The sequence below is a fragment of the Egbenema bharatensis FJBBOT/2019 genome, assembly GCF_048077055.1.
In the GTDB taxonomy this organism is placed as follows: Bacteria; Cyanobacteriota; Cyanobacteriia; order Elainellales; family Elainellaceae; genus Egbenema; species Egbenema bharatensis.
Window position 1 is genome coordinate 7149247 of sequence record NZ_CP182236.1, and the last position, 20426, is coordinate 7169672.

A 20426-nucleotide genomic window follows, 5' to 3' on the forward strand; every position below is an offset into this window, starting at 1 on the left:
CCGATCGCTTGATTGCCTTGATCCAGGACAAACCTCAGATCCCCGACAATCAATAGCAACGCTTTATTTCAGTAAATACCGTTAATACCGTGCTGCTCCACCGCCCATTCTACTCATACTGCCACCCCAGTCCCCTATACCCGTTTAACCATTTGCCGACTTTACGCTTTATTTATCCAGTCTATTCCTTTATGGAAAGGGTTGGTTCAGGTCGTCTGAAACGAATATCTAATCTTGAAATCACTCCTTTGCGGGCTGTCCTGGGAGCGATGAGATTCATTTATCCTGGAAAACTTGACCGATCGCCAGTTGCAGCAGATAATCCGTTGGTAAATCTGTCAAAATGATTAAATCTTGATCATTAGTTGCTGCTGAGTTGGTCGAGTTGATTTATTAAGTGGGTTTAAGTAGGTCCAAATGGAGGCACTGTCCAAACAGCTGAACAGTTCTGATGCACCCTTACAACTCTTGCTGTTTGTGGACAAACGCCCCACGGCCAGCGAGAGAATCCGCCAAATTCGGACGTGCTTGAAGGAACTGGCGGAACATGAGGGGGATTATGAGCTACAAGTGGTGGATGTGGGTGAACAGCCCCATTTAGCAGAGCATTTTAAGTTGGTTGCAACGCCTTCTCTCATCAAGATTCACCCGGAACCGCGCCAGACCCTGGCGGGAAGTAACCTGGTTGCTCAGTTAAAGGAGTGGTGGTCGCGCTGGCAGCGATCGGTGGAAGAAGTGTCTGTTTCCCAGCGATCGGCTGAAGTAGCCCGTTTCTCTCAGGGGGATGAGTCGATTCAATCGGTAGCCCATTCAGCTGAGTTAATTCAGCTTTCAGATGAGATTTTTCGGCTACAGCGAGAAAAAGAGGAACTGCAAGCCCAACTCCAATTTAAAGATCAGCTGATCGCCATGTTGGCCCATGATTTGCGGAATCCTTTGACCGCCCTCTCCATTGCCCTGGAAACCCTGGAACAGTTGAAACAGACTCCCAAACCGGAGACTGGCAGTCGCTTCAACCCAGAACTCATGACTCAATTGCTCCGCCATGCCCGTACCCAAACTAAAGCGATCGATCGAATGATCACGGACATTCTGCAAGCAGCGCGGGATAAGAGTGCCGAGTTTCGGATTCAGCCCAGAGAACTGGATTTAGGACGGCTGTGCCTGGAGGTGATCGATCGCTTGCAGGAACAGTTTCAAGCCAAGTCTCAACGGATCAAAACCGACATTCCCTCTGATCTACCCAAGGTCTATGCCGATCGAGAGCGCGTTAAACAAGTGCTGGTGAACTTGCTAGATAATGCCATTAAGTACACCCCAGAACAAGGAACAATTGCAATTGCCATTCTGCACCGGACTACGCAAAAAGTGCAGGTGAGTATTTGCGATGATGGCCCAGGCGTGCCGCCTGAGAATCAAAAATCAATTTTTGAGGAGCAGTTTCGGCTCAAGCGAGATGAAGCCAAAGATGGCTATGGCATTGGCCTGGCCCTTTGTAAACGGGTCGTACGGGCCCATTACGGGCAAATCTGGGTTGATTCAGCCCCCCATCAAGGCAGTTGTTTTCACTTTACCCTGCCAGTTTTCCGTCCCATTTCCCTACTGTGAGGACTGGTTGCTTTGCTAAGGTTCCCTTTATCGAGCTTCTCTGACGGGTTCTCTACCCCGCTACCCACCCTTCCCCCGATCGGTTGGCAAATTCTAGCTGTGGCAGTCTGGTTGGGGTTGATTGGGCTTCTGGCGGAAGGATTACGGCGATCGGGAGGTAGTGCGGAAGCGGTGCGGAAGGTGGTACACATGGGCACTGGCAATGTAATCCTGCTGGCCTGGTGGCTGGATATGCCCGCCTGGATGGGGATTTCTGCCTCAATTCTGTTTGGTATCATAACCTTGCTTTCCTACCGCTTTCCCATCCTGCCCGGTTTGAACAGCGTCGGCCGTAAAAGTTTTGGCACTTTCTTTTATGCCGTGAGTATTGGGGCGCTAACGGCCGCCTTCTGGCAAACTGCGCCCTACTATGCGGTCATGGGCATCTTAATTATGGTTTGGGGAGATGGACTCGCAGCCCTGATTGGTCAGCGTTGGGGTAACCATCCCTACAAACTCTGGGGCATGCAGAAAAGCTGGGAGGGTTCCCTGACCATGTTTGGGATGAGTTACATCGTGAGTATTCTGTTACTCATGGGCATTCATGGGAACCTATGGCAACTCTGGCTCATTTCCCTGATCATCGCCGCCACCGCCACCGCCCTGGAGGCTTTTTCCAAACTGGGAGTTGATAACCTCACAGTTCCCATTGGCAGCGCGATCGTGGCTTTCTGGCTCAATCAAGCATTGCTCGTTTAACGCTGAGAATTCATCCAGCTTGCTCAACTGCCCTACAGCACCCGCAGCGTACTGGGAATATCGGCGATCGCATCCACCGCCTTAATTTCCTGCAACGCCTGCCGGAAGTTGCCCTCCCGCACATGATGGGTAATCACCACAATTTCTGCCCGATTGTCCCGTAGTCCAATCTGCACAACGGATTCCAGACTGACATTATGCTGACCAAAGCAAGTACCTAACCGACCAATCACCCCAGGACTGTCTTCCGCCAGCACACGGGCATAGAAGCGGGTTTCTAACTCTTCGATCGGCGCAATGGTGCAGTAATGTTGATGGGAGCAAGCCAGCAGGGGGTCGAGCAGCGGTTTGCCGTTCGCCTGGACTGCCGAACCCCGCTCTACCTTCAGAATGGCTGCAATGTTGAGAATATCCGACACCACCGCACTGGCCGTCGGCCCGGATCCAGCCCCAGGCCCAAAAAACATCACCTGCCCCACCGGATCACCCTCAATCAAAACGGCATTGAAGACCCCATTAATGCTGGCCAGGGGATGATCCTTGGGGACGAGGGTTGGATGGACGCGCACCTGAAGCTGATCGGAGTTGAGAGCCTCATCAAAGGTGGGATTGTCTCGCTTGGCCGTTGCCAGCAGCTTGATCACAAAACCGAGCTTATCGGCATAGGTAATATCGGCGGCCGTAATTTGCCGAATGCCTTCCCGATGCACCTCCTCCAGCTTGATCCGTCCGCCAAAGGCAAGGGAGGCCAAAATCGCAATCTTATCTGCCGCATCAAAACCATCCACATCCGCAGTCGGGTCGGCTTCGGCGTATCCAAGCTGCTGGGCATCTGCCAGAACAGCATTGAAATCGCTACCCTCAGATTGCATGCGGCTCAGGATGTAGTTGGTTGTGCCGTTGACAATTCCTGTGATCGTTTGCAAACGATTGGCGCAGAGGGATTGCTTCAGGGGTTCAATCACGGGAATTCCCCCGGCCACTGCCGCTTCAATCAACACATACACTCCGGCATCAGTGGCAGCCGTAAAAATTTCATCATTGTAGCGAGCGATGACCGCTTTATTGGCCGTGACGACGTGCTTCCCGTGGGCGATCGCCTGCAAAATCAGCGATCGGGCGGGTTCCAGTCCCCCAATCACCTCAACCACAATATCCACTTCAGGATCGGTGACGATCGACTCTAAATCGGTGGTCAACAACTCTGGTGGCAGGTTGACCGTGCGGGCTTTGTCCAGTGAACGAACCCCCACCCGATGAATTTCCAACTCTTTGAGGAGCGGATGCCGTTGAGATGGATTGAGCAAAATATCTGCTGTCCCAGTACCCACGGTTCCTAACCCTAATAAACCAACCTTAAACGCCACAGCTAAACTCACTCACAATCGTTCTGATCACATTCTGATCACATATTGTAGGCGGGTGGGGGGCGACAAGCCAGCCTTTTTAGGGAACCCAGGATTTTTTGATCCTAATCTAGCCCCTGGGCATGCCCTTGAATTGGCTCAATTCAGTAATTGAATTGAGCAGTGAATTGAATGGATCAGTTAATTTCTGTGAATGGATACCGTCTAACTTCATCAAATCCTTAAAATCAGTTGAACCTGCTATGAAGCGGAGCAAGTTTCCCTAGTATAGAAAGAGAATGTTGCACGATGATTGAAATGGTGTTGAGGCAGTTCTGTATGGGGGCATTCTGACATTGAGCTATCGAGAACTATAATCAAACTCTCGATCGTGTCCGAGACCCGGCACATCTGAACCCTTCCCTCCGAACCATAATACTTATGCGTAAAGAGCGGTAAAGGTATCTAAACGTTAAAGGTGTCTAAAACGTTACAGTGCCACTGGGTCATTGAGTGTTTCTATCCTTTATCGCCAAAGTTGACTCATGGTAGTAATGTTGGATTGTACGCTCCTATCCGCACAATTCCAGGGAGTGAGTTGAGATGGATAGCGAAGATCGGCAGTGTTACCCTACTGCACCAAATACTTCAAGCACGGCAAATTCTACTTCAGTAACCAATGTTCGGGCCGATCAGTCTGCCCAATCTCTTAATTTGTCTCAATCGCCTGCTAACCCAACTGCTTATCCTGCCACTCTGGAGGATTCTGATCCAGAGGTGATTTTGAACTGCATTCGCAGTGGCATAATTTGGGCAGTGAACAGCCGTCGCAAGAATGGGCTAATTTTATACAAGCGGTTTTATGCAGAGTTTGCTGAACCTGGGGCAGCTGTGGGTGGTGAGTACGATCGAGATTGTCAGCGGGTGATTCCGGTGGGAAATTTGTCACTGCTTCAACCAGAAACCCATGAGAGCCGCCAAAATGCCTACCTGATTCGACGGCAGTGGATTAAGCTGACGCAGCAGTTTACCGATCAGTCGGCTCCACTCCAACGAGCCCAAATGATCCTCAATCAGTTTGAAACCTATTTTGACCAGCCGACGATCGCCCGGATTCCCGATGAAGCCTTCGCGATGCTGGTTGGTGTGTTTCCCTACGCTGTCCGGATTGCTCGTCGTCCACCGGGTAAAACCAGCATTAAGGTCAAAACCTGAGGTTTGTCTTCCCAAAAATCTATTGTTTGGATTTTCTCCGGGGTCTTCTCCCTGCTATACTAGAAATCCGAAAATGCCGATGTAGCTCAGTGGTAGAGCACTCGATTCGTAATCGAGCGGTCGTGAGTTCAAATCTCATCATCGGCTTATGGAAAAAAGTGTACGATCGGTTGCTCAATTTCTCTGGCTGTCCAGTGGTTCAGACATTTGCTTCAGTTAACCATCTTGCGGCTATGGGGATTGGTTGTCTCTCTTGTTGCTTCAAACCCGCCAACTTCCCCCAGTGTGTAGAGCGGTCTGCCTTTAATTTCCTCGTAAATTCGCCCGATGTATTCGCCCAAAATCCCGATGCTGATCAACTGCACAGCTCCCAGGAAGAAGACCGCGATCGTAATCGTGGCATAGCCCGTCAGCGGTGAGTTGGGGGCAAAGATTCGCCAGTAGACGACTAGAACAACCATCAGAAGGGCGATCGCCGCAGAGAATAATCCCAGATAGGTTGAGAGGCGGAGGGGTACTCTGGAGAAAGAAACCAGTCCATTAATCGCCAGGGAGAGGGACTTGCGGAAGGTGTACTTCACATCCCCCGCAAAGCGAGGATCCCGTTCAAACAGGATGGCCGTCTGGCGAAATCCCACCCAGGCCCGCAGTCCTCGAATATAGCGATTTCGTTCCGGCATGGCGTTGAGCAAATCCACCACCCGCCGATCCATCAGGCAAAAATCCCCGGTGTCCGTCGGAATTTCGACATCCGCCAACCGACGCAACACCCGATAAAAGCCGTAAGCCATCAGTCGCTTAAACCAGTTTTCCCGGCGGCGTTGGATCCGTTGAGCATAGACAACGTGATAGCCTGCCTGCCATTTGCGGGCCATTTCGGGAATCAGTTCCGGCGGATCTTGCAGGTCTGCATCCAGAATCACCACCGCATCTCCCCGCGCAAAATTTAGCCCTGCGGTGACAGCGATCTGATGCCCAAAATTGCGGGCAAAGCTGAGGTAGCAGATTCGCGGATCGTGCAGATGCAGTTCTCGAATCAGGGCCAGCGATCGATCGCGGCTGCCGTCATCGATCAGGACAATTTCCGCTTCCCCGTCCAGGCTATTCATCACGCCTTGTAGCCGCCGATATAGCTCTGGAAGAGTGTCTTCCTCGTTGTAGATCGGCACGATAAAAGAGTAGCGAGGGATCACCATAGGATTGCTCCACCCATACTTTAAGATAGATGCTATTTCCGGGCGACGACCGCCAGGTTCCAGGCCATGCGCTTCATCAGGGGCAGTTTCTTCAGCAGGCGATCGACCTTCTCCAGGGCTAAGTATTGGGACTTCAACCGATCCTGCTCAATGATGATTTTCTTCCAGTATCGCTCTTTGTTAGGATTCACTTTTTCAATCAGGTAAAACTGAAGGAAAATCCAGAGGCTGGCAATCCAGAATGTATCGTAGGTGGTTTGGGAATAGAGCGATCGAATGAAATTGACGATTTCAATATCCAGCGGCATCTCGTCTTCCGTGCGAACTTCCGTAGCCATGCGGCGGTAAACATTAATCACCGGATTGTGCTTCAGCGGATCCCAGAAGCAGGCCAGACCACCGGGTTTCAGGACACGATGCATTTCCCGCAGGGTCAGTTTGGGATCGGGAATGTGGTGTAGTAAGTTCGAGGCGTAGACAATATCAAAGGTGTTGTCTGGAAAATCAATATCCATTGCATTGATCACCCGACCTTCCACCTGTACCCGGTTGACTTCCGCCAGCTTCAACGCCACATCCACCATACCGGGAGAGTAATCTGAGGCAACGCACCGCGCCCCCCGACTGGCAAAATAAACGCTATTCTCGCCCGCTCCACAGCCCAGATCCAGTAAATACTTCCCCCGGACATCACCCAAATGCTTGAGGATAAAGCGATTTTCAGGAGCGGTGCAAGCCTCAAAGTAGTCTCGAACGTGAATCCCTTCCACATCGATCGCAGCCGCCCATTGGTCGTGGAATTCCTGCTCTTTTCTTAAGATTTCCTCTTGCATGGGTTCAATTCACTCAGTAATAGGATCTAGATCAGTAATAGGGTGTAGATGAACAACGGAAAAGATAGATAAGGAGAACTGCCTGATTGACTGACACATCCTTTTTTGTAGGTTGGGTTGAACAAGGTGAAACCCAACAAGGGAGATGGTTTGCGTTGGGTTTCGTCCCTCAAACCAACCTACGAGAGAATCATAGTTTCAGGAGTTTTGTCAGCCAGCCTGGGAGAACTGCTCTCAATTCATTGAGATGATACTACAAGATTATTGACTCGAATAGAACAGCGATCGGGTTCCGCCCCACTGGATGCAGTGGAGACTTCCAGGCTTAAATAACTTGCTGCCCCCTCTAGCTCTAGCCGCAGGGGGGTATTTTCGCTCAAGGTTATGGGTTCAATCGGGCGAAGGTTCTCACCGCGATCGTTTAACATCGAAAATCCCAGCGTTGCCGTTCCGCAGGCGGGTGGCACCACGACCCGTCCCCGCAGGCGGTTGCGCTCCGCCAGATTCCCCACATAGAGGAAGGTTTGAGTCGTTGATGGGTTGGCGAATTCCGTCCTGAGCGTGTATCGTCGAGGTTTCACCTGCTGGACTGATGCGCCATCGGGTCGGCTGAGAGCAATCCAATCTGGCTGCAATCCTAGGGGATGATCCACCTCCGCTTGCAGGGCATGGAACAGGCGCACAGCCCGATCGGGTGAAGTCGGGCGCAGTCGTTGGTAAACCGTCGTTGTGACTCCATTTTGCAAATCAAATTCCTGCACAGGGGCAAAATCTTCCGTAAACTCCCAGCCTTCTATAAATGCAGTCTGAACCGCTTTGATGGCCTGCTGCTGCGGCTCATTCCAACCAACAAACGGTTCCGTCACAACGACATACTGAGACTCCAACAGTTCCTCGATCGGATAGAATCCATCTGAATCCGTGGGGGAACCCTGCTGCATATTTAAAATCCGTCCCGTATCCCCATAGACGGTGCGCTCGGCCGCCAGAATCAGGTGCATCGGCAAGTGTCCGGTATACACCACAAAGATGGGTTCTCTGTTGGGTGCAGTCTGGCGCAGGAACTCCATCACCTGAAGCACATCATCGTAGTTTTGCCGAACGGGTGGGGGATAGGTGGCTGCCAGGAGGGGACGAACCGGACTGGTAAAATTGCCCGCTGGGGAAAGACTGACGATCGCATTGCCAATCAGTAAAGCTGTGCAAAAAGCCAGAATTAAAACGCGACTGATGCCTCTGCCGTGCAGCCAAACCGTCCAGATCAAGGCGGCAATGCCAAGGATCACATATGGGGCAAAATGCAGGGCGTAGTAAGTTTCGTTGTAGCGCAGTCGGAACAGCCAGAGCAGGATTGAAATCAGTCCAAAGCTATTGATAAACAGGGCAGCAGGATAGGACAGCGATCGGGTCAATAGTCCGGCCACAAATCCAACCAGTGCCAACCCCCAAACCAACCAGCCATACAACTCTCCATAGAATTGCCAGACCTGTCCGATCGGTTGGCTCCAGGATTCGTATAGGGAGACATAGTTTTCAGTAAAGGCTTGAATGGTGAAGTCCCAGGCCAGGGTGAGTAGGGTGACCGCACTGGTGGCAAGCACCAAAATCAGGCGCAGGACAAAGGCGAATAGATCCCGGACTGCGATTCGAGGCGATCGCCGGAGTTCCAGGATAAACACCACTGCTGTATGAATCACAATTGCCCCCAGAATCGCTACCACCGCATAGGCAAAATGGCGACGGAGCAGAATGCCAATGCCAAACAAAAATCCCAGCAACGGCACCTGCCAGCGATCGGGAAGCAGCCAGGTGAAGTGTCGATCGACTCCTCGCAGGGCAACCCAGATGGCCAAAACCATCATCAACGCAGCACTGATATCGGGATAGCCTTGAAGGACGGTAATCCAGTTTGGCGTAAACAGGGCAGCAATCAGCGTTGTCAGGGCAAATACAGCTCTAGGATTGCCGGGAATTAGTTGAGTCGCAATCGCACCCAGCACCAGGCAAAAGGGCAACAAATACACGATCGCCAGACTGATCACATAGGCGAGATAGGAGTCTCCCAAACCCAGAACCAGAGGAATTAAAGGCAAGCTGAATAGACGATTATAGGTTTGGTTTAAAGAGCCAAAGATCAGTTGAACTGCTTCCAGAGGCGATCGGCGAAATGCTTCTACGGCTTGTAGCGTAAATTGATAGAAGCCATCGTTAATATCTCCTCCTAAGAAAGCCCGTTGGCTGGTGATATAGGGAACCGTAAAAATCAGCATTACTAACAGTAAACTGATGATTAATTCTGCCCCTAAAAAGGTGTTTGCCGATCGCCTTGAATTTGGTAAAGATAATCGCATACCCACTCCTCATCCCTAGACTTCTATCGGGTGTATTCTGCTGACTCATTAGCAGGCAAGATGCCTGCGCTACGGCGGTTGGATCACTGGCAGGCAGGATGCCTGGGCTACGGCGATCGCTCGGGGAAACGCTGACCATTCTGCGAGAATTTTGTCATCAATTCACCGCTAATTGATTAATGGTTAAGGCACAACGATCGGGTTGATCTGTTTGTAAAGCTGGATTTTCAATCTCTAATAATAAATAGGTTGCTCCGGCTGTATTGACACTGAGTTGGATGGCTGACTGCTCCGTGATAGCCAAATCCGCCGATCGCTCCATCACATTCCCCTGCTCATCCATTGATGCTGCCCGGAAATTGACTCCAGCACAAGCTTCATTTCGCAGATTCACCTGCCCTTGCAGTTCAGCCACCTCTGAAAATTGACCAATATAAAGAAACGATTTGGTTGAAGATTCTGCCGCTTCATCCAGCGATCGGACTCGAATCGAATAGCCTGCCTCCTCCTGCCGGATCACAGAATTAAACGGTGGGCTGACCGTAATCCAGTCCAGTTGCCCTCCTAAGGGTTTATTGACTTCCGTTTGCATGGCGTGGAGTGTCCGAACAGCGCGATCGATCGAAGTCGGTTGAATGCGCCGATAAATCCTGGCTGTAATTCCGTCCCTCAGATCAAACTGTTCCGGAAGCGGCTCAAAGTCTTGAGTAATTTCCCATTCCTGAGTGAAGGCATCCACCACCACTTTTGCTGTATCCTGCTGTCCCTCATGCCATGCCACAAACGGTTCAGTCAAAACCACATATTCCGCCTCCAGTAATTCCCTCAGCGAGTAGTAACCGATCGAATCGATGACTGATCCTCCGCGCAAGGTCAGCACTCTCTCCTCCCCGTAGACCGTTTGCTCGGCAGCCCGCAGCAGGTGATTGGGCAATGGCCCCGTATGCACCACAAAGATTGGCTCTCCGTTGGGCGTAAGCTGACGCAAGAACTGCATCAGTTCAATCACTTCGTTGTAATTTTGCCGCACAAAGGGCGGATAGCTAGCGGCAAACCACGGACGTAGACTGTTTTGGAAGGAGCCGATCGGCGTTAAACAGACAATAAAGTTAAAGCTGAGATATAGCCCCATCGCAGCTAAACACCAGTTGCGCCAGGGGCGTTTTGCCTGTAACCAAATTGTCCAGAACAATCCAGCCAGTCCCAGAATGATGAATGGAACAAAATGAATCGCATAGTAGGTTTCGGTGTAGCGCAGCCGAAACAGCCAGATGGCGATCGAAATTCCTCCAAAACAAATCACAAAGGTCGTTGGAGCCAGCCGCAGCACGCCTGTCCAGAGTCCCAGCCCAAATCCCAACAGCACCAGCAACCAGGTTCCCAAGCCGTAGAGCGTACTGTAGAACCCAATCGATTCCTCGACGGTGCGCGTCCAGGAGTCATAGAGCGAGACATAATCCGTTGAGATTGCCTGCTGGGTAAATTCGGGGGCAAATACCGTCAGGGTGACTAAGCTGGTTGACAGGAGTAACCCCAACCGCAGGCCGAACCCTAGCAATTTCCGCCAGTTGACGGCATGGGATTTCCGCACTTCCTGTCCAATAACGATCGCCGCCTGAAGTCCGATCGCTCCCACTACCGCCAGAGCAGCATAGGCATAATGACGACGAAATAAGACGGCAACCCCCAGGAGAACCCCAATGAATGGAACCTGCCAGCGGTAGGGTAAGGGCCAGTCAAACGATCGCGGCATCCCCCGGAGACAAGCCAGAATCGCCAGGGAAATGATCAACGTTGCACCAATATCAGGATGTCCCACCAAAATCGTGACCCAATTAGGCGCAATCAGCGTGGCAATAAAAACCGTAGAGATAAAAACCGCCTTAGGATACACCGGAATCAGGCGAGTAGCCATAACGCCCAGGACAATATTTAGCGGCAACAAATAAACGATCGCCAGACTGATCACAAATGCCAGGTACGACTCTCCCAGCAGCAGGATCAATGGAATCAGGGGCAGCGTAAAAAAGCTGTTGTAGGTGCTATTACCATCCTCAAAAACATTCCGAATCGCAGTGATTGGTGTTTCACGGAACTCCTGAGAGACTTCGATCGTACGATTATAAAAACCCGCCAGGATATCGCCACCAATAAACGCTTGCTGATAGGTAAGGTATGGAATAACAACGCTGCATCCAACCAGTAGCAACGCTACAAATAGCTCTGCATAAAACAGGGATTCCCTCAATGCTTTAGGAGAGCGTAATTTCTGCTGCATGCGGTGGATTAAAAAACTAAAAATTTGCGTCTTACCATATCAGATCGCTGACATTCGGTGCAAGATTTTTGCTGGATTAAACATTTGAGCAGGGGGCATTTTTTGCTGACTGGGCGGGCAAGATGCCCACCCCACAAGAATCAGTTGGGGCGCATCCCAGTTAATGCAAATGGATCGGTTTCCGTAGCGCAGGCAGCGTTTCGACTGAGCGCTCAAGCCGAAGTCTTGCCTGCCAGTGAAATATTTGTCATGCAAATGCAAAATCGGGATACACTCAGTCCGTTGTTTCAGTCCTTCCAGTTAGGGATCTGCAATTAAATGGCATCCCTTTGAAAAAATCGGCTGTAAGGGCGTACTGCTGTGCGCCCCTAACGGGTGCGTTATTTTGCCGCATCCCCCTTAGCCCGTGATCCGCTCCAGAATCTTCTGTACGATCTGCGTTCCCGTCACCGCTTGCCAGGCAAACAATCCTACCAGCGCAATGTTAAGGGAAATATGAGAATAGCGGGCCCAGTCGTTGCCCTTCTGCATGAAAGGAGTCAGGGAGGCAGAGGTAGCAATTAGCCCAGTCATCGCCAAACCCACCAGCAGGTGAGGGCCCACAAACAGCTTACCGTTGTTGATGTAGGTGACCGCCATCCCACCCAGCGTACCAATCACCATGAATGCTAGTAAGGCCGCTCCGATCTGATGATGCCGGATATTGAACCGACCCTTGATCAACTCTTTCTTCACTTCCCCTTCGGCCGATCGAGTGCGGCGAATTTGAACGCCCAGGTAAAGGGCATATAGCGTTGCGGCAAGCAGCACCCACATCATGATGGGATGGGCAAACTGGCTCCAAACCTTAACCGATTCTGGGATTTCGAGGTTCATAGTCTTTAAATAGTGTTCCCCTAAGTCTTCATAAAAATTAGCATAACCGTTAATCTGGTTTTAGCGGGCAAACGGGAGCAAAAATATTAAGAGAAACTGAAGTACTTCTAGACTAGGGAAGCCAGATAAAGATAGGGTTAAGGGAAAATCATCATCCTTATCCACCTCGTTTCATTGATTTCATAGTCCCGCTATGAATCCATCCAAGCTTGAGGCAATCTTGCAAGTCGTTTTTGATACCTGTGATGCGGAAGGTTGCCCGTTAAGCACGCAACAGCGAGAAATCCTTTTTCGGATCCTGCTCGACGAATTGGCTCAACTCGCTCCATCGCAGGCGATCGATCGCCCTACTGCACCTTCTCAAAACGGCTCAAACCCCTTGGATGAGCTGTCTTCGGTTCAACGTCAGGCTTTACTCCAATTCATCCAAGACCAAACGCAGCAAAACCGCTCCTGGAAAGCTAAACTGCTGGATGATTGGCTCCACGATCGCCCATCGGGACAAATTCAGTTCATCCGCGATCAGTACGGATTGCCCTGGCTCGAACAAGTCCTGCCAGAACACATCACCAAATATGCCGATGAAGCCACCCTAAGACTTCAGGTGGGCGATCGGATTGAGGTATCGAATGGGCTGTGGGAATGGGTGCAGGAGGACGGCCCCGTCAGCGGGAGTGGTTTCCCTGTACGGTGACTCAGCTCATAGAAGTGAAAAATGAATCGAGGGGGACAGGCTACAGCACACCCGCCTATGCCCAGCAAACCAACTGCTTAATCCAGTTTGATAACGGCATGGAGTATGAAATCCAGGGCATCTACGAATGGAACCGCTACAACTGGCGACGACCTGCATAGAACCAATTGCTCAGAATAATGCTCAGCATAATTTTGGTTAAACAACCGATCGCCCCTCAAGAAAAGATCTTCTCAACCCCTGATGACGACAGAGGTTGAAGAAGAATCACAGGAAGGAAGTTACAAAACTTTATCAAAATCAGCTCTATGCGCTGTATCGGAGCATACGATCGGCTGGATTGAAAGGTGTAGAGGCTGGATCGGGTATATTCCAACTTTGCGTTTGCGCGACCACTATCTCACTGGCAGGCAAGACTTCGGCTTGAGCCCTTCGGCTTGAGCTCAGGTCGAACGCTCAGTCGAAACGCTGCCTGCGCTACGGACTGGCAGGCAAGATGCCTGCGCTACGGCAACGAATCTCTTCTATTCCTACTCCTTGGTGGGCACTGCCCACCCTACTTTGCTCCTCACTCCTCACTCCTCACTCCTCACTCCTCGGCTGCATATACTCAGGAAACCCCTTAATCCGCTTGGCATCGGGATATTTGTACGTCAAAGCTTTGCTAGTTTGCTTCCGCAGACTGACCAGGGCTTCCGCCATTTTTACCGCTGCGGCGACTGCATCAATCACGGGAATTCCCAGGCGTTGCTCCAGTTCGTGATCCAGACCGCTCATCCCAGCACAACCTAAACACAACGCCTCTGCCTTATCCTCAACCATGGCCGATCGCCCGATCGCTTCCAGGGAATCGACGGTGGCGGCCCGCGCCGTTTCTGTTTCCACGACGGCAATCCCAGAGGTGCGGATTGAAACACAGCGATGGGCAAAGCCTGCCTTGTGAATTGTTTTTTCAATCATGTCGAGGGTGCGATGTTGCGTAGTGACCACTCCCCAGCGAGCTGCCACCATATTAGCCACGTACATACTCGCTTCAGCAATGCCGATGACTGGTTTCGTCGTCAATTCCCGTGCCGCTTCAATTCCCGGATCTCCCCAGCAGGCAATCACAAAGGCATCGAATTCATCGCCAGACAAAATAATTTCCTCCAGAATGCCAGGAATGGCCAGGTATTCGTCGTAGTAGCTTTCGATCGATTCAGGCCCGGCTTTAGGCTGAGTGGTGGCAATGGTGGTGTGAGGGAAGCGAACGGACTGGGCGGATTCATTAATTCCCTGGGTCATGGCATCGAAGGTATTGCCATTGATCACTTTGATTTGAATGGGCTGCTGCATAGGTTATGGGAGGAAAAAGCAGAAATCGGTAAGAGTTTGACGGTCTTGCGACCACTCCTACCGAAATCATTGTATGGCTTGCGTCAGCGATCCTTTAGTCCATCCGCCAGAACCCTGAGGATTCTAGGAGGCAACGGAGGATTTTAGACCAATGCCCTCGTACTTGTCCACGCTGGTCTTATCCAACATCCGGCGACCATCCACGACCAACGGCGGATTTTCCATATCCTTCAGTAGTTCAGGAATCGCCTGGAACTGTTGCCAGCGCGTCATGATCAGGATGGCATCCACTCCTGCGATCGCTTCCTTCAGATCATCCCGGAAGTCTACCGTTGTGCCAAAGATTTTCTCGGCTTCGTGACGAGCGATCGGATCGTAGGAGGTGACGATCGCCTGCTCCTCCAGGAGCGTTTTGGTGACAGGCAGAGCCGGAGATTCCCGAATGTCATCGGTTCCAGGCTTGAAGGCCATCCCCAACACCGCAATCTTGCGTCCTTGCAGCACCGGGTAATGCTGTTTCAGCAGCGCGATCATCTTTTCAGGTTGAGTCGCATTGACCTCAATCACCGATTCCAGCAGCCGCATCGGGCTACCCGCCTGATTGCCATAGGAAATCAACGCCTTCACATCCTTCGGGAAACAGCTTCCCCCGAAGCCACAGCCTGCCGCCAGGTAAGTAATAGAGGCAGGGAAAATGCGCTCGCCAGTTTCCAGAATTGGCGTAAACCGCTTATCCAGATGGACTCCGTTCATGGCTTCCACTACATCTACGCCGACGGTAGCGCAGAGGTTGCCAATTTCATTGGAGAAGGAAATCAGCGTTGCCAGCAGCGAGTTTGCGGTGTACTTAATCATTTCAGCGGTGCGGGTGTTGGTGCGGATCTTGTCCACTCCATCAAAAATCGCGTAGAGTTCCGCCAGGGCATCAATACTGCGATCGTCAATCCCGCCCAGAACGATGCGATCGGGATACATAAAATCAGGAATCGCTTCTCCTTCCTTCAAGAATTCGGGGTTCATGCCTACCCCAAAATCAGTTCCCGCCTTCTTTCCAGACGCTTTTTCCAGAATCGGCAACACTACGCCATCGCTGGTGCCCGGCACGACGGTACTTTTCACCACCACCACATGGTATCCGTCTTTATCCTTGAGAACCGTGCCAATCTGTTCGGAAACCTGCTTGATGTATTTCAGATCAATTTCGCTACCATCGAAGGGCGTTCCCACCGCAATCAGCGAGAGATCAGTGTCCATCACTGCCTGCCGTAAATCGGTACTAGCCACCAGATTCTTATGCAGATTCTTCTGGAGCAGTTCTTCCAGCCCCGCTTCATAAATCGGAGGAATGCCCTTGTTGATTTTGTCTACCTTGGCCTGGTCAACATCCACACAAATGATTTGATGTCCTTTCTCAGCCAGGCAAACGCCCGAAACCAAACCGACGTATCCTGTTCCAATCACTGAAACCTTCATTTATGCATCCTCCGCAACTTGATTATCTTGATACCAAATCAGGGCCCGGCGTAATCCTTCATCAACCGAGATACAGGGGTCGTAACCCAGGTCATTCCGCGCTTTGGTGATGATGGGGCAACGGCGATTGGGGTTATCCACCAGGTACGCCTTATCTTCGCTGACTTTGCGAATTACCTGACCTTGATAGCCAAACAGCTCGCGGGAGAGTTCCACCACTCTTTCCGCCAGGGTTGCCATCGAGATTTCCGGTGTCTCAATCCCAATGTTGTAAGCTTCGCCCTGACGACCCACCACCAGGATTTTGTAGTAACCCACGATCGCATCGGCGATATAGCAGAAGGTGCGCGTGGGGGAACCATCGGAGAGCATGATGATGTCTCGTCCTGCCAAAACATCCCGGGCAAAGTCTGGCAACACGCGGCGATCGGTGATTTTTAAACCAGGGCCGTAGTTGTTGAAGGGACGAGCAATTTTAATCGGCAAGTTATACTGCTCGGCGAAGTTAACGCAGAGGGTTTCGCCATAGCGTTTCGACTCGTCGTAGCAGGCTCTTGGCCCCGTACATGAGACATTCCCCCGGTAGGTTTCAGGAGTCGGAATGTTCTCAGGGGTTGGATCACCGTAAATTTCACTGGTGGAGTAGAACAGGAATCCATCCAGCGGCTTGCCCTTCTCCTGCTGTTGCTTGGCGTATTCCAACAGCGATCGCAGTCCATTCACGTTGGCATCCATTGTTTCGATCGGATACTTACGGTAGAAAATGGGCGAGGCGATCGATGCGGCGTGGATGATGTACTGAAAATCATCCATATCGTCTGGCAGAGGATGGGTAATATCGTGTTTAGCCAGAATTAAGTTGGGATTCCCTTTCAGGTTCGTTAACCACTCAGGAACGCCACGAATGTAGTTATCAAAAACCGTGAGATGAATGGGGTCTTTACCGCTAATTTGATTCCAGTGCAGAATTGATTGCACCAGATAATAGCCCAAGAATCCAGCTCCACCCACAATCAGCAGCTTTTTGCCGGACATCTGAGAAAATTCAGATTGCAAATTGCCGCAAATATAATCTAAGTCAGCACTAATTACATCCTGAGCAGTTTTCATGCGTTTTTCCTAATCGTAAAAAATTTGTTCAACCAGGGATGCATCCCTGAACCTAGACAGCAGCAGGCAGTTTAACGGGGAAGTGAGCATCTTGCTCTGCCCGGAGTTTGTGGGAAAGGCTGTTTTCAGGCAATTCCACATCGTCGTAAGTCAAAACTTGATCCTTGGGAACATCACGCTTGAGGCGGCACCCTTCGGCTAATCCCATCGGCAGCAGATTTTCAGCGCGCACCGTTTCGTAGTTTTCGCACTGGCCGTAGGTCATATACCAGCCCAATCCATCCAGGGTTTCACCCGCCTTCAGGTCAATCTTGGCTGTCGTCACCACATCCACCTGGGGTGCTCCCAGCGGCGCAATCACCACGTCATTGAACAGCACCACTCGCGCTACGGAGAGCGGCACTTCAAAGATGGTCAGGTGGTAGGGAACATAGAAACTGTAGAGTGGGCCTTCACCCAGCTTGCCGTAGTTGAGGTAGTGTTTTTGGGTGGATTCGTGGGCTTCCGCAAATACATAAACCCCAGGGCTGGGTTTAGCTCCGACGACATAATCAACGATGCCGCCCAGGGAACGCAGTTGGTCAATATCGTACATACCAACCATTTCATCAACATGACCTTTGTAGTCCAGCCCAATCATGCCGCGTTGCGCTACCTTCATGCCCGTTGCGTTGGCCACGATCGCCTGTTCAAAGGAGATTTTAGTCCCATCCGCAAAGCTTGTGACCATGTGAGGTGTTTGCCCCCACTGTTTGGCAAAACCTGCCTGGGTCGTAGGGTTGCGATAACGGTCTTGTAGCCCTTTGATGTTGCCGCAGAGTAAGGGTTTTAGCCCAATGCTCTTGACGAAACGATAGAGGTTGAGCTGCACGCCGGGTTGGTCGCCATCGCAGCCCGTTAAGATCACGCCTGCTGCATCCGCCTTCGCCTTGAGGATAGGGCCAACCGTGCCGTCCAGTTCTGCATTCATCAGCACCATGTGCTTTTTATGCTCGATCGCCAGCACTGTCACCTGGGCTCCGTATTCCACATGCCCCGTCGCTTCCACCAGAGCTTCAATACTGTCCGCCTGACAGGGAACTTTGGGATCGCTGGTGACGGCATACTTACCTTGCTGGATTGCGTCCTCCAGTTCGCCCGCTGTCTTCACCTCGACAATTTGCGCTCTGGGAACGCCAATCTGAGTGTAGGCTTCGATCGCCGCTTCAACGGTGCGGTTACAAATCACAGACAGGTGCATTCCAGGCATATAGTTCACGACCTGGTTAGCCAGTCCGCGCCCCATAAAGCCAGCTCCATACATGCCGAACCGAACCGGATTGCCAGCCTCGGCCCGGGCTGCCAATGCAGTATCAACAATAATCATGCGATAAACTCCTTAATTTTGAGTGCTTGATGCGTATTCAGATGCCTATCCCAACGCCTATTCCAATGCCCATTCAACAAAGTTTCAGGCTTTCACCCCTGCGGAGATCTGCAACAGCTCCCAGGCGACATCTTTAGCGGATATTTCGCTGACGGGCAGCGGCCACTCGATTCCCAGAGCCGGATCATCGTAACGAAGTCCCTGCTCATATCCTGGCGCATAAAACTCACCTACCGAATAAGTCACTTCAGCATCATCGGTTAAGGTTTGATAGCCGTGGGCAAATAGATCGGGCACGTAGAGCATCCGATAGTTATCGGCGGTTAGCTCAACCCCAAAATGCTGCAAGTAGGTCGGCGAGTCGGGTCGCATATCGACAATCACATCGTAGATTGCGCCGCGAGTGCAGCGAACCAGCTTTGTTTCAGTGGCAGGGGGCAACTGATAGTGCATTCCCCGCAGGGTGCCGCGCTTGTGGTTAAACGACAGGTTGCACTGAGCAATCACAGGTTTGAGTCCGTGTTCCTCGAATTCTCGACCGCAGAAGGCACGAGCGAAAAACCCCCGGTTATCCGATCGCTTTTCCAGGTCGATGACGAAGGCATCTTTGAGCGGAGTTTCTGTAAACTGCATAAAATGTGAAAACGGTTTGTGAGCTTACTGTAGATTGAGTCAAACAACCCTGGGGTAAATCCAGTCAGACAGGGACAGCCAGTCAGACAGGGGCAGCCATCACAGGGTTCGACTTACCAAACTTTCCAGGGGGCCTTTTTGTCTTCCCACAGACCTTCCAGGTATCGCTTATCCCGCAGCGTATCCATTGGTTGCCAGAAACCAGAGTGCTTGTAGGCGTGGAGTTGTCCTTCGTGGGCCAGCTTCTGGAGGGGTTCCTGCTCCCAGGTAGTGGAATCATCTGCGATGTAGTCAATCACTTCCGGTTCCAGAACAAAGTAGCCGCCATTGATCCAGGCTCCATCGCCATCCGGCTTTTCGTGGAAGGAGTGAATTTTGGTTTGTTCTTCACCAAGGACGATCGCCCCAAAGCGTCCAGCAGGCTGCACAGCGGTCAGAGTTGCCTTTGCCCCATGGGACTTGTGAAACTCTACTAGCTCACTGATATTGATATCGGCAACACCGTCCCCGTAGGTAAAGCAGAAGGTTTCGTTGCCAACGTGCTCACGCACCCGCTTCAAGCGTCCGCCTGTCAGCGTACTTTCCCCCGTATCCACCAGCGTTACCCGCCAGGGTTCGGCATTACCCGAATGGATATTCATTTGATTAAACCGCATATCAAAGGTGACATCTGACATCCGGAGAAAATAGTTAGCAAAGAATTCTTTGATGACGTACCCCTTGTAACCGCAGCAGATCACAAAGTCGTTTATTCCATGGCTTGAATAAATTTTCATGATGTGCCAAAGGATGGGCTGACCACCAATTTCCACCATTGGTTTTGGTTTAACGGAGGTTTCTTCGCTCAAACGAGTGCCTAGTCCACCAGCCAAAATTACTGCCTTCATGCAACCTATACCTCTACACTCCAAAAGTTCTGTTACGACTAAGGAATCTATTCAGTCCAATCACTTCAAAATCGGTCGATCGATCGACCTCAAAGCTGGAACAATACTTGAAAGACAGCTTGCAACCTTGCTGCGGAGCAAATTCTAAATTGCTTTGAAGAGGTCTCAAAGAAGATATTTTGAACCTACCAATTTCCGCAGTTCCAATTACAAGCCCTGGTCAACAATTCAACTGAAAATAGAACTCTATATAGGGAACATCACATGATTCAAGCCGTGTTCCAGAAAAGTTATTCCACCAGGAAGTCCTTAGCAAACAGCACATCATTGCAATATGAACGTATCCATAAGAGAAATCAGAACTTGTTCAAAACATACCTGTAGAAAAGCTTCTGGATGCACCACTTGACTTATAAATATAGATTACAGTGAGACTGGCAAAAACTTCTAGAGCAACCTGTAAAGGCACGATAAACAAATATCTTTT

The 20426-nt window shown here is 51.1% G+C and carries 17 protein-coding genes and 1 tRNA gene; 6 read left to right on the plus strand and 12 right to left on the minus strand.

Translation table 11 applies throughout. From position 1 onward, the window contains the following. Positions 1-417: 417 nt before the first annotated feature. Entirely contained in the window at positions 418-1608 is a 1191-nt protein-coding gene (locus tag ACM1PF_RS33260; RefSeq protein ID WP_416670732.1) for a histidine kinase, read from the plus strand. Positions 1609-1620: 12 nt separating this feature from the next. After that, the gene (locus tag ACM1PF_RS33265; protein WP_416670734.1) at positions 1621-2346 is read left to right on the plus strand and encodes a diacylglycerol/polyprenol kinase family protein; all 726 of its coding nucleotides are present in this window, start codon (positions 1621-1623) and stop codon (positions 2344-2346) included. 32 nt (positions 2347-2378) lie between these two features. On the opposite strand, the gene ACM1PF_RS33270 is transcribed toward ACM1PF_RS33265, so the two are convergent. Then, positions 2379-3713, minus strand: coding sequence for a homoserine dehydrogenase (locus tag ACM1PF_RS33270; protein WP_416670736.1), 1335 nt, complete (start codon positions 3711-3713; stop codon positions 2379-2381). Between the two features lie 582 nt (positions 3714-4295). Here ACM1PF_RS33270 and ACM1PF_RS33275 point away from each other — a divergent pair. Then, the gene (locus ACM1PF_RS33275) at positions 4296-4907 is read left to right on the plus strand and encodes a hypothetical protein (protein WP_416670739.1); all 612 of its coding nucleotides are present in this window, start codon (positions 4296-4298) and stop codon (positions 4905-4907) included. Positions 4908-4982: 75 nt separating this feature from the next. Beyond that, positions 4983-5054: transfer RNA gene (locus ACM1PF_RS33280), tRNA-Thr, on the plus strand. A 65-nt stretch (positions 5055-5119) separates the two neighbouring features. Here the strand turns inward: ACM1PF_RS33280 and ACM1PF_RS33285 are convergent. The 5 genes from ACM1PF_RS33285 to ACM1PF_RS33305 all read right to left on the minus strand — a co-directional run bounded on the left by ACM1PF_RS33285 (position 5120) and on the right by ACM1PF_RS33305 (position 12441). After that, entirely contained in the window at positions 5120-6097 is a 978-nt protein-coding gene (locus ACM1PF_RS33285; protein WP_416676916.1) for a glycosyltransferase family 2 protein, read from the minus strand. Between the two features lie 38 nt (positions 6098-6135). Then, entirely contained in the window at positions 6136-6936 is an 801-nt protein-coding gene (locus tag ACM1PF_RS33290; RefSeq protein WP_416670741.1) for a class I SAM-dependent methyltransferase, read from the minus strand. A 239-nt stretch (positions 6937-7175) separates the two neighbouring features. After that, a complete protein-coding gene (locus ACM1PF_RS33295; protein ID WP_416670742.1) occupies positions 7176-9287 on the minus strand; it encodes a hypothetical protein in 2112 nt (703 codons plus the stop codon). Positions 9288-9444: 157 nt separating this feature from the next. Further along, positions 9445-11565 (minus strand): hypothetical protein, encoded by a 2121-nt coding sequence (locus tag ACM1PF_RS33300; protein WP_416670744.1) that lies wholly within the window; start codon positions 11563-11565, stop codon positions 9445-9447. Positions 11566-11964: 399 nt separating this feature from the next. Continuing rightward, a complete protein-coding gene (locus ACM1PF_RS33305) occupies positions 11965-12441 on the minus strand; it encodes a DUF4079 domain-containing protein (protein WP_416670747.1) in 477 nt (158 codons plus the stop codon). Positions 12442-12634: 193 nt separating this feature from the next. On the opposite strand from ACM1PF_RS33305, the gene ACM1PF_RS33310 reads away from it, so the two are divergent. Next, positions 12635-13135 (plus strand): hypothetical protein, encoded by a 501-nt coding sequence (locus tag ACM1PF_RS33310; protein WP_416670749.1) that lies wholly within the window; start codon positions 12635-12637, stop codon positions 13133-13135. Further along, on the plus strand, positions 13132-13296 hold the full coding sequence (locus ACM1PF_RS33315) for a hypothetical protein (RefSeq protein WP_416670750.1): 165 nt from the start codon (positions 13132-13134) through the stop codon (positions 13294-13296). Before ACM1PF_RS33310 ends, ACM1PF_RS33315 begins: the two co-directional genes overlap by 4 nt. Positions 13297-13717: 421 nt before the next feature. On the opposite strand, the gene ACM1PF_RS33320 is transcribed toward ACM1PF_RS33315, so the two are convergent. The 6 genes from ACM1PF_RS33320 to rfbF all read right to left on the minus strand — a co-directional run bounded on the left by ACM1PF_RS33320 (position 13718) and on the right by rfbF (position 19939). Further along, positions 13718-14470, minus strand: a complete 753-nt coding sequence (locus tag ACM1PF_RS33320) for an aspartate/glutamate racemase family protein (RefSeq protein WP_416670753.1) — start codon at positions 14468-14470, stop codon at positions 13718-13720. A 123-nt stretch (positions 14471-14593) separates the two neighbouring features. Further along, positions 14594-15943 carry a UDP-glucose dehydrogenase family protein gene (locus ACM1PF_RS33325; RefSeq protein ID WP_416670754.1) on the minus strand — a complete coding sequence of 450 codons (1350 nt, stop codon included), beginning with the start codon at positions 15941-15943 and terminating at the stop codon, positions 14594-14596. Continuing rightward, positions 15944-17053, minus strand: a complete 1110-nt coding sequence (locus ACM1PF_RS33330; protein ID WP_416670756.1) for an NAD-dependent epimerase/dehydratase family protein — start codon at positions 17051-17053, stop codon at positions 15944-15946. Between the two features lie 52 nt (positions 17054-17105). Further along, positions 17106-18419 carry an NAD(P)H-dependent oxidoreductase gene (locus tag ACM1PF_RS33335; protein ID WP_416670757.1) on the minus strand — a complete coding sequence of 438 codons (1314 nt, stop codon included), beginning with the start codon at positions 18417-18419 and terminating at the stop codon, positions 17106-17108. 84 nt (positions 18420-18503) lie between these two features. Further along, positions 18504-19052 carry a dTDP-4-dehydrorhamnose 3,5-epimerase gene (rfbC, locus tag ACM1PF_RS33340; protein WP_416670760.1) on the minus strand — a complete coding sequence of 183 codons (549 nt, stop codon included), beginning with the start codon at positions 19050-19052 and terminating at the stop codon, positions 18504-18506. A 113-nt stretch (positions 19053-19165) separates the two neighbouring features. Continuing rightward, a complete protein-coding gene (rfbF, locus tag ACM1PF_RS33345; protein WP_416670761.1) occupies positions 19166-19939 on the minus strand; it encodes a glucose-1-phosphate cytidylyltransferase in 774 nt (257 codons plus the stop codon). Positions 19940-20426 lie beyond the last annotated feature (487 nt).